Source organism: Hydrogenophaga sp., from assembly GCF_019264445.1.
Taxonomy (GTDB): domain Bacteria; phylum Pseudomonadota; class Gammaproteobacteria; order Burkholderiales; family Burkholderiaceae_C; genus Hydrogenophaga.
This window is the reverse complement of record NZ_JAHVAB010000048.1, coordinates 1-6314: the sequence shown is the minus strand read 5'-3', so window position 1 is coordinate 6314 and position 6314 is coordinate 1. Positions and strand designations below refer to the sequence as shown.

Below are 6314 nucleotides of genomic sequence, written 5' to 3'. Positions count from 1 at the left end.
GCGGCTTTATTTGCGCCTGTGCCAAGCCGCAGCCCTATCGCCCAACTGGCCTCGCATGCTGCGCAACCTCGCCGTCAACGCAATCAGAGAGCCGGCACCACGACTGACCGCTGGCTGAAAACGAATATTTCAGGGCCGACTTCTTAATGTTGAGGATTTCAGTGGCTTCTTTTTCCAGAAGTAGCTTGTTCAGTCGATCCTGGCTCTCAATCAACTTGTTCTGTTTCTGATTGAATCTGAACGTCGTCCAAGTGGCGTACGCGGACAGCAAAAGAGCGCCTATGGCGATGGCATCACCAACACTGATTGGGAAGGGCATCATCGGATCTTGATGTTCTTGCTGCCGCGGAATGCCCTCTTCAGCGATTCGTGCAGTTCCTTCTGAAGATCTTTGACGACGGCTTTCCCGATCTCCTTGGCATGCGCTTGCACGTTCTCATCGTTGGCTCGGATGAGATCATCCTTGGAAATCTGCAACCCACAGTTGCCGCAGGTGAACAGTTCGCTCGTCTGCCCATCAGCGCCGTCGTGTGAAAACTCAGTGCCACCGCACGTTGGGCAATTCAGACAGACCGACCGGTTGTACTTGTCCGCTTTGAACGTCATGCCGTATCTCCGATCGTGTCAACGCTGTGAGCCGTGAATGATCGCAGCGAAGAAAAGAATAGCATCGCTGCACGGGGATCTTTCGTCGACGCGATGCCTATTTATTCTATCTGACAGTCTTCATTGCGTCCCGGCGTGCCGCCGCCGGGTTCGAGGGCTGCGCCCCGCGCTTCGTGCCGAATCGCGGCCATTCGGCTTTGCCCCCTGACGCCTCCGGCCCTTTCGAGCCTGCGCGTTCCGCTTGCCCTAAAAGCCGAGTGTGTGCAGCGGGCGGGTGTGGGCAGTCTTGCTGTTCCCTTCACCGTATCACGGCGTTCTCGCCGTCAAGGGCGGCGCGCGCCATGCGCGCTTGCGTCCTGTCGGCCGTCTGCGACCCCTGACTGCTTGCGCTGCGCCGTGCCCCGGAAGGGTCGGGCAATTCCGCCCGGCATCCTTGCAGGAGTTCACCATGAACAACGCACTCATCACTGACGAGCAGCGCATCGTACTGCTGGCCAACGGCCGCGAATCCTTGGAGAACCCGGACTTTGATCCGGCCCCCGTGGTCAAGCTGTTCACGCCGGACGCCGGCGCGACCTGGCTGCTGACCGAGATTGATCCTGACGACCACGACCACGCTTTTGGTCTTTGCGACCTGGGCCTGGGGGCGCCGGAAATCGGCTGGGTCAGCCTGGGCGAGTTGGCGATCGTGCGCGGCGGGCTGGGCTTGCCGATCGAGCGCGACCTGTCTTTCCGCGCTGAGAAGCGGTTGAGCGCCTACGCGCGCGAGGCGCGGCTGAGCGGGCGGATAGCTGTCTGACTCGGCCTTGGGCGGATGGCCCAGCAGCGCATCCCGTATCGGGATGCGCTTACTGCATCGTCAGCGAGGCCAGTCGTCGCTACGAACGCCTTCAAAGAAGCCAGGGCCGACTTCGATACGCAGTGAAGAGTGACGGCGCAAGATCTTCTGCGCTATCTCGGGCGATGCGTAGTCCGTGAAGTCGAGGAGGTAGCCGTAGACCATTTCACCGCTACTGCCGTCCAACTCCATTGCTTCTACATCGGCGAGATTGCCAACCTCATGCAGTTCGAGGCCCAGCAGTTCGGCATAGGATTGCGATACGCTGCGCGGCGGTGGCTCGCCGTCGTGGTCGTCATCCCCCCAGTTCGTATCGAGTTCCGCTTTGGTGACTTGGCAGTCCACTGACCCAAAGCACTGGCTGCCCAATCGCTCCACGCTCAAAGTGCCCTCCACATTCACGATGTGGCCCGCGTAGGGACGCTCAGTGTCGATGCCCAAGCCAACATGGCCATCCAGGTCGATTTCCAGCGAGCTGCCAACGGGGACGTTTTCAGACTCAACCTCGAAATCGAAATAGACCTCATCAATGCCATCGTAATTGGCGTTGGCCATCTCGCTGTTCACGTCATCGTCTTCGATGACCACCTGATCCACATGCTCACGCAGATAGTTATCGAAGCCTGCGTGAGAGGCGTGAATGTGTGTGTGGGGTGCTCGTTCCTTGAAGGCTGCGTCGATCAGCTCATGCAGTTGGCTTGGCGCGGGGGCTGCGCCAAGTTCGCTGGCGCGCCTATCGAGCGAGTCGTAGTCGAGTACAACGTGGTAGACATTGCTCAAGTCTTTGGGTTCGAGTGCGGCTACCTGGGCGGCCTGGTAGGCGGCAAGGCTCTTGTAGCCGAGTGCAGCAACAATGATTTGCTGCGCATGGCCAAGCTGCACAGGGGCGGCCACAGAAACGCTGTTCTTGCGAACAGAATGGGCAAGGTCGGAAATGCCGATGGGCATACGATTCTCCTGATTTCAGCGCAGGCCAATCGAGCGATTACTTGGCCTACGCCCAGGCGATATCGCATGGTGGTGGCAAGAAATACGGGGGGAAAGCAGAACGCAGTCTTGATTGAGCCGCTCGAAGCTCAGGCGGACAGGGCCTTGCCCACATTGTCCGCGAAAAATCCGCCGAAGACAAATCCCGCGATGCCCAAACTGCATGGGCGTCCCCGGCCACCTGGGAGATGGCCGGTCGCGCTGTCGTGCTGCGCATCGAGCCGCCTGCGGCGTCTCGCCCCTGACGGGCTTCCATCGTTCCCTCGCTCCGCTCGGCTGACGCCTCCGGCCCGGCTTCCAGCTTCGGGCCTGCGCGCTTCGCTTGCCGTGCGGTCGGCGTGTGGGGAAGGCCGTTGCCTTGTCCAGCCGTCTCCCCTGACTTCATCACCTTCACCGCGACTGTAGCCCGCGCCCGTGTGCCGTCAAGGCGCGCAGGGCCGTGTCCTCGGCTGCGCCTGCGGGCCGCACCAACCCTGCGCTTGCCTCCTTGACGGCGCCCGTTCGCGCGCTCCTGACCGTCGCGGGCGATGAACTCAGGAAAGACGGTGGCAACAGGGCCAACCGGGTTCCTCGTGCCGACCGCACCGAACAGCCGAAAGGCTGGGCTCCGAATCTAGGAATCCGGTGTGCGGTTTTCTTCAACAGCCTTTTTGTTCAGGAGAAAGACATGCAACTCGCATCCCGTTTCGCTTCCCGCTCCCCTTCGCTGCGCAGTGACTACCCGCTGTCCGATGACCAGATTCATCGCGTGGCCCCGTCCATCTTCGCGGATGCCCCGCACGAAAGCCGTTCGCAGCGGTACGCCTATATCCCCACCGCCGCCGTGCTGACCGAGCTTCGCAAGGAGGGATTTCAACCCTTCATGGTGACGCAGACCCGCGTGCGCGATGAAGGCAAGCGCGAGCACACGAAACACATGCTGCGCCTGCGCCACGCCAGCCAGATCAACGGCGCAGAGGCCAACGAAATCGTGCTGCTGAACTCGCATGACGGCACCAGCAGCTATCAGATGCTGGCCGGAATGTTCCGCTTCGTTTGCAGCAATGGTCTTGTGTGCGGCGACACCGTGGCGGACGTGCGCGTACCCCATAAGGGCGACGTAGCCGGTTCCGTCATCGAAGGCGCTTTCGAGGTGTTGAGCGGCTTCGAGCGGGTGAAGGATTCCCGCGATGCCATGCGCGCTATCACGCTGGATGAAGGCGAAGCCGAAGTGTTCGCCCGTTCCGCGCTGGCCCTCAAGTACGACCCCACCGACAAGAAGCCCGCGCCCATCACCGAATCGCAAATCTTGATGCCGCGCCGGTTCGACGACCGCCGCCCCGACCTGTGGAGCGTGTTCAACCGCACGCAGGAAAACCTGACCAAAGGCGGATTGCATGGCCGCAGCGCCAACGGACGCCGCCAGCAGACCCGCCCGGTGCAGGGCATTGATTCCGATGTGCGCCTCAATCGCGCCCTCTGGATGCTGGCCGATGGCCTGCGCCAGTTGAAAGCCTGAACCGTTTCCCCGCCGGAGGGGCGGTTCCCCTCCATTCCCTTGTTTCACTCGATTGGAGATTCACCATGAACGCCGTTACCCAAACCGAAGCCCGCGCCGTCAATACCGCCGCCGCTATCCCGTTGGAAGCCGCCGACCCGACCAAGAACCTGATTCTGGTTCCACTGTCGCGGCTGGTGCTGCGCCCCACGGGCCGCAACGTGCGCAAGACCCCGCGCATGTCCATCCCCGAACTTGCCGCAAGCATCCAGCGTGTCGGCCTGCTGCAAAACCTGATCGTGATTGCATCCGCCGATGGCGAGCATTACGAAGTCGTGGCCGGTGGCCGTCGCCTCGCAGCCCTCAAGCTGCTGGCGAAAAAGCACCGAATCAGCAAGGAATGGGAAGTGCCTTGCCTGCTGGTGGCCGATGGCACCGCCCGCACCGCCAGCCTCACCGAGAACGTGCAGCGCGAAGCCATGCACCCGGCAGACCAGTTTGAAGCCTTCGCGGCGCTGGTGGCCGAAGGCCGCCCCATCGAGGACATTGCGGCGGATTTCTCCGTTACGCCGCTGGTGGTGCAGCGCCGCTTGAAGCTGGCGAACGTGTCGCCCCGCCTCATGGCCGACTATCGCGCCGATGCCGTGAGCCTTGACCAGTTGATGGCCCTTGCCATCACCGATGACCACGCCGCGCAGGAAAGCGCGTTCTACGATGCGCCAACCTGGCAGCGTCACCCGTCCAACCTGCGCGAACGCCTCACCGAAAGGGAAATCGACGCCTACCGGCATCCGCTGGTGCGCTTCGTCGGGCTGGACAGCTACGAGGCCGCAGGCGGTGGCATCCGCCGTGACCTGTTCGCCGAAGATGACGCGGGCGTGTATCTGACCGATGCCGCGCTGCTGGAAGGGCTGGCGTTCAATAAGCTGACGGGCATTGCTGCCGAGGTGAAGGCCGAAGGCTGGGCATGGGTGGATGCCACGCCAGGCGTGACCCATGCCGACCTGCACGCCTTCCAGCGTGCGCCGAAGGAGCGGCGCGAACCGAACAAGCGTGAAGCCGCACGCATCGAGAAGCTGCAAACCAAGATGCACGAACTGGCCGAAGCCGTGGATGCTGCGCTGGACGCTGACGATGAGGAAAAGGCCGACGCCTTGCAGGAGGAAGGCGAAACCCTGGGCGAGCAGTTGCAGGTGCTGGAAGATGGCTTGCAGGACTACGGCGCGACCGTGAAGGCCGCAGCCGGTGCCATCGTCACCATCGACCGCAACGGCGAAGCCGTGATTCATCGCGGCTTGATGCGCGAGGCCGAGGCCAAGGCGCTGCGCACGCTGGAAAGGCTGCGCCAAGGTTTCGGCAGCGAAGGCGAAGCCGCGAACGACGACGAAGGCGAGGACGACGAGCCACCCAAGACCGCCGCCATGTCCGACCGGCTGGCGCAACGCTTGAGCGCCCACCGCACCGCCGCGCTACAAATCGAAGTCGCCCGGCATCCGCAAGCCGCGCTGGCCGCCGTGGTGCATGGCATGGTGCAGACCGTCTTGCAGGAACGCCGCTACGGCCGCAGCCGTGATTCTCTGCCGCTGGGCGTGGGCCTCAAAGTGCAAGACCGGCTGGAAGGCATGGCCCCGGACTGGCCGGAAACTCCCGCCGCCGTGGCGCTGTGCGAATTGCAACAGGTGGCGGGCGAAGCCTTGCCGGAGGACAGCGCCGAACTGTTTGCCGCGCTGCTGGCGAAGCCGCAAGATGAACTGGTGCGGCTGCTGGCCGTGTGCGTGGCTTCCACGGTGGACGTGGTGACGCCCCGTGCCACACCGCACCAGCCCGGCGAGGAACTGGCGCAGGCCGTGGGCCTCGACATGGCTGCATGGTGGAAGCCGACCGCAGAAGGCTACTTCAAGCACGTTTCCAAGGCCGTGATTCTGGAAGCCGTGGGCCAGTACGCGCCCGAGCACGTCACGCGACTGGCGAAGTTGAAGAAGGCCGACATTGCCAGCGAAGCCGAGCGGTTGGCCGATGGCACGGGCTGGATGCCTGCCATCTTCAAGACCGAAGGCCCGGAAGCTGCGCCGCAGGAAACGCAGGCGCAGGATGCCCCGGAGGATGCCGAGGCAATGGCGGATGAACCCGCCGAGGCGCTGGCCGCTTGACCCGCGCCGAAGGCAAGCGCCCCGGCCTCGACCGGGGCGCTTCGCTGCAAGGAGAAGCCCCCATGACCCGCATCACCAGCAGCCGCCCGCGCATGGCGGCGATCTACGCGCCCAGCACGGTACGCGCTCGCCGCTGGCACGACGATGGCGACGTGCGCGGCTACCGCCCGCCCTCGGGCTGGTCGGCCCGCGCCGACCTCACCGACATTCACCCCATCACGGGCCGCGCCTTGCCGCGTGCCGTGTGGTGGCTCAT

Annotated in this window: 7 protein-coding genes; 4 read left to right on the top strand and 3 right to left on the bottom strand. The window is 63.5% G+C overall.

What is annotated here, in order from left to right; translation table 11 throughout:
• Positions 1 to 34: 34 nt before the first annotated feature.
• Together KXJ60_RS09005 and KXJ60_RS09000 are read right to left on the bottom strand one after the other, a co-directional pair.
• Entirely contained in the window at positions 35 to 322 is a 288-nt protein-coding gene (locus KXJ60_RS09005) for a hypothetical protein (protein ID WP_291126455.1), read from the bottom strand.
• Complete coding sequence (locus KXJ60_RS09000) at positions 319 to 606, bottom strand: hypothetical protein (protein WP_082548881.1); 288 nt, start codon at positions 604 to 606, stop codon at positions 319 to 321. The genes KXJ60_RS09005 and KXJ60_RS09000 overlap by 4 nt, the downstream gene beginning before the upstream one ends.
• 448 nt (positions 607 to 1054) lie before the next feature.
• Here KXJ60_RS09000 and KXJ60_RS08995 point away from each other — a divergent pair, with 448 nt between their 5' ends.
• Complete coding sequence (locus KXJ60_RS08995) at positions 1055 to 1405, top strand: DUF2958 domain-containing protein (protein ID WP_056582602.1); 351 nt, start codon at positions 1055 to 1057, stop codon at positions 1403 to 1405.
• 60 nt (positions 1406 to 1465) lie between these two features.
• On the opposite strand, the gene KXJ60_RS08990 is transcribed toward KXJ60_RS08995, so the two are convergent.
• Entirely contained in the window at positions 1466 to 2392 is a 927-nt protein-coding gene (locus KXJ60_RS08990) for a hypothetical protein (RefSeq protein WP_056581617.1), read from the bottom strand.
• Between the two features lie 706 nt (positions 2393 to 3098).
• Here KXJ60_RS08990 and KXJ60_RS08985 point away from each other — a divergent pair.
• From KXJ60_RS08985 to KXJ60_RS08975, 3 genes are all read left to right on the top strand, one after another.
• Positions 3099 to 3929: a DUF932 domain-containing protein gene (locus tag KXJ60_RS08985; RefSeq protein ID WP_056581620.1), complete on the top strand. Its 831-nt coding sequence runs from the start codon at positions 3099 to 3101 to the stop codon at positions 3927 to 3929.
• 65 nt (positions 3930 to 3994) lie between these two features.
• A complete protein-coding gene (locus KXJ60_RS08980; protein WP_056581626.1) occupies positions 3995 to 6058 on the top strand; it encodes a ParB/RepB/Spo0J family partition protein in 2064 nt (687 codons plus the stop codon).
• Between the two features lie 62 nt (positions 6059 to 6120).
• On the top strand, positions 6121 to 6314 hold a 194-nt coding region (locus KXJ60_RS08975), incomplete at its 3' end, for a hypothetical protein (protein ID WP_291126454.1).

Bases quoted from the DNA above. Each gene is read 5' to 3' on its own strand.
- KXJ60_RS09005 (WP_291126455.1), bottom strand. From the start codon at position 322: ATGATGCCCTTCCCAATCAGTGTTGGTGATGCCATCGCCATAGGCGCT.
- KXJ60_RS09000 (WP_082548881.1), bottom strand. From the start codon at position 606: ATGACGTTCAAAGCGGACAAGTACAACCGGTCGGTCTGTCTGAATTGC.
- KXJ60_RS08995 (WP_056582602.1), top strand. From the start codon at position 1,055: ATGAACAACGCACTCATCACTGACGAGCAGCGCATCGTACTGCTGGCC.
- KXJ60_RS08990 (WP_056581617.1), bottom strand. From the start codon at position 2,392: ATGCCCATCGGCATTTCCGACCTTGCCCATTCTGTTCGCAAGAACAGC.
- KXJ60_RS08985 (WP_056581620.1), top strand. From the start codon at position 3,099: ATGCAACTCGCATCCCGTTTCGCTTCCCGCTCCCCTTCGCTGCGCAGT.
- KXJ60_RS08980 (WP_056581626.1), top strand. From the start codon at position 3,995: ATGAACGCCGTTACCCAAACCGAAGCCCGCGCCGTCAATACCGCCGCC.